At 70.7% G+C, this 2,393-nt stretch carries 2 protein-coding genes and 1 pseudogene; all 3 read right to left on the reverse strand.

The window, feature by feature from the left end; genetic code table 11:
• Positions 1 to 650 precede the first annotated feature (650 nt).
• Entirely contained in the window at positions 651 to 1,229 is a 579-nt protein-coding gene (gene pspAB / locus VGD85_RS05710; RefSeq protein ID WP_331062478.1) for a PspA-associated protein PspAB, read from the reverse strand.
• Between the two features lie 14 nt (positions 1,230 to 1,243).
• Positions 1,244 to 2,170 carry a zinc metalloprotease HtpX gene (htpX, locus tag VGD85_RS05715; RefSeq protein WP_331062479.1) on the reverse strand — a complete coding sequence of 309 codons (927 nt, stop codon included), beginning with the start codon at positions 2,168 to 2,170 and terminating at the stop codon, positions 1,244 to 1,246.
• Positions 2,171 to 2,212: 42 nt separating this feature from the next.
• Positions 2,213 to 2,393 (reverse strand): annotated as a pseudogene (locus tag VGD85_RS05720) (PspA/IM30 family protein); the annotation flags it as partial.

A 2,393-nucleotide genomic window follows, 5' to 3' on the forward strand; every position in this document is an offset into this window, starting at 1 on the left:
GGATGCACCACCGCCCACTGGTAGGCCAACCGCAACAGATCGGTCTCGGCCCGACGGACCACGTCCGCACACGCGCCAGCAGCGTGGAGGATCTGCTCCTCCGACATCTGCGCCAACGCGTCCGCTGTGACCATGACCACACTCAAACAGAGCCCACCGACAGTCCCCCCGACACGGTGTTTGCCCAGGTCAAAGCATGGTTGTCGGCCTGCGGGTGGCCTCGGGTCCAGGTGGTCGAGGAACGGATGACGGGGTCACCGTTCGCTGTGGCCCGGCACGGGTGGCCACCGCCAGCGCTCGGCACCAGGCCCGCCGTGGCCGACGTACTTGTGGTCACCGTCGAGAGCACGACACGCCGGTGGCAGCCCACCCACTGACCAGACCGCAGGGACCACCGCCGGCTTCCTGGGAACGGTGGTTTCGAGACGGTTGCAGCGCAACCTCCTCAACCACCGACCGACCCTTTCCAGAGCGACCGGCCACCGGATCCTCGTGTCTGCGACGGCGACCACAAGCACGATCACCACCGCCGGCCCCGTGCCGAGCGCCCACGGCGACCACCCTCGGCTGACCACAGCGGACGGTGACCACGTCCCCCGTCAAAGCAACGCCGACCCGAGACCACCCGCCGGCCGAGCACGGCCGGGCCGCTACAGCCCCGGGGCGCCCCAGACAGCCAGCCAGCGGCCGAGGTCCTTCTCCATGGGCAGCTCGGCGGCGAGGGTGTCGCGGACCTGGATCTCCAGGAGGTTGTCGCGCTGCCGGTCGGCGCCGGGCTTGGGCGCGAACGCATAGAACGTGCCCTGCTTGTAGAGGTAGACCAGCCCGACCCGGCGTCCGGAGGCGTCGGCGAACGGGATCAGTGAGCACAGCAGGCCGGAGCCGAAGTCCTGCGCCTCGAGGGCGGTGTTGACCGCGTGCAGGTCGGTGCACAGCCCGGCCAGGTCGGCGGGGTCGCGGTGGGCGACCAGCCAGGTGAAGCCGTACTCGTCGCGCGAGACCTCGACGGAAGGGGCGTCCGGGTCGGCGTCGAGCAGCGCGACGACGTCGTCCTGGGTCTGCTGGAACGCCGCCCCCGCCGCCGCCCGGTAGCAGACCGAGCCCTGTCCGGTGGGCAGCAGCCCGATCGTGGTCTGCAGGGTGATGGCCGCGCTCGGCACCAGGAACAGCGAGTCGAGGTTGGCCGCCTTGGGCCGGCTGCGGCCGGCGATGACGTCCCAGAAGCCCATGTGCCAGGTGTCGCTTACGCCGCGGGACGGCCGAGCTCGGCCTGGATCTTGGCGAGCTGCTCGAGGCGCTGCTCCAGCGTCGGGTGGGTCGAGGTCAGCGTGCGCAGCGAGACGCCCTGGATCGCCGGGGCGAAGAAGAACGCGTTCATCGCGCTCGCCTGGCGCAGGTCGCGCTGCGGGATCTGGTTGATCTCGCCAGTGATCTTCTGCAGCGCGGAGGCCAGCGCCGCCGGCTTCATCGTCAGGTACGCGCCAGCCCGGTCCGCCGAGAGCTCGCGGTAGCGCGAGAGCAGCTTGAGCAGCAGGAAGCTGATCGCGTACGTCACGAGGCTGACCACCAGCACGACCAGCCAGACCGGCAGGCCGCCGTTGCTGTTGTCGCGGCGGCCGCCACCGAAGAAGGCGCCGTACTGCGAGCCGCGGGTGAGCATCCCCGCCACGATGCCGGCGCTGGACGCCGCGGTCATCACGAGCACATCGCGGTGGGCGACGTGGGAGAGCTCGTGGGCGAGCACGCCCTCGAGCTCCTCGGCATCGAGACGGCGCAGGATGCCGGTGGTCACGACGACGACCGAGCGCTGCGGCGACCGGCCGGTGGCGAACGCGTTGGGCAGGTCGGTGTCGGCCACGCCGACCCGGGGCTTGGGCATGTCGGCCAGCGCGCAGAGCCGCTCGACCATGTCGTGCAGCTCGGGCGCCTGCTCACGGGAGACCTCGCGGGCGCGCATCGCCTTCATCGCGACCGTGTCGGACTTGTACCACTGGAACCAGACGATCCCGAGGCCGATCAGGCCGATCAGGACGCCGAGCCCGGGGCTCGACGTCCAGAAGATCGACATCACGATGGCGATGAGCCCGACGAACAGGGCGCCGAGCAGGAACATCACCAGCGTCATCCGGGCGGTCAGCCCGGCGTCGCCGACGAAACGGGTGCGTGCCATGTGTCCATTCTCCTCGGTGTCACCAAGGAGAACGGACCGGCATCACGGCTGGTTCCCCTCCGTGGACTCCTGCTCGGGCTCCGCCTGGAGGATCGCTCCCCCGGTCTCGGCGCCCTCGATCGCCTGCGGGCCCTTGCCGGCCTTGAGCGCGGCGAGCTCGGCCTCGACGTCGGCCTGCGAGCTGAGCGAGTCCAGCTCGCGGGCGATGTCGTCGCCAGCGCCG

It is taken from the genome of Nocardioides sp. (assembly GCF_036401255.1).
In the GTDB taxonomy this organism is placed as follows: Bacteria; Actinomycetota; Actinomycetes; order Propionibacteriales; family Nocardioidaceae; genus Nocardioides.

Bases quoted from the DNA above. Each gene is read 5' to 3' on its own strand.
- htpX (WP_331062479.1), bottom strand. From the start codon at position 2,170: ATGGCACGCACCCGTTTCGTCGGCGACGCCGGGCTGACCGCCCGGATG.
- pspAB (WP_331062478.1), bottom strand. From the start codon at position 1,229: ATGGGCTTCTGGGACGTCATCGCCGGCCGCAGCCGGCCCAAGGCGGCC.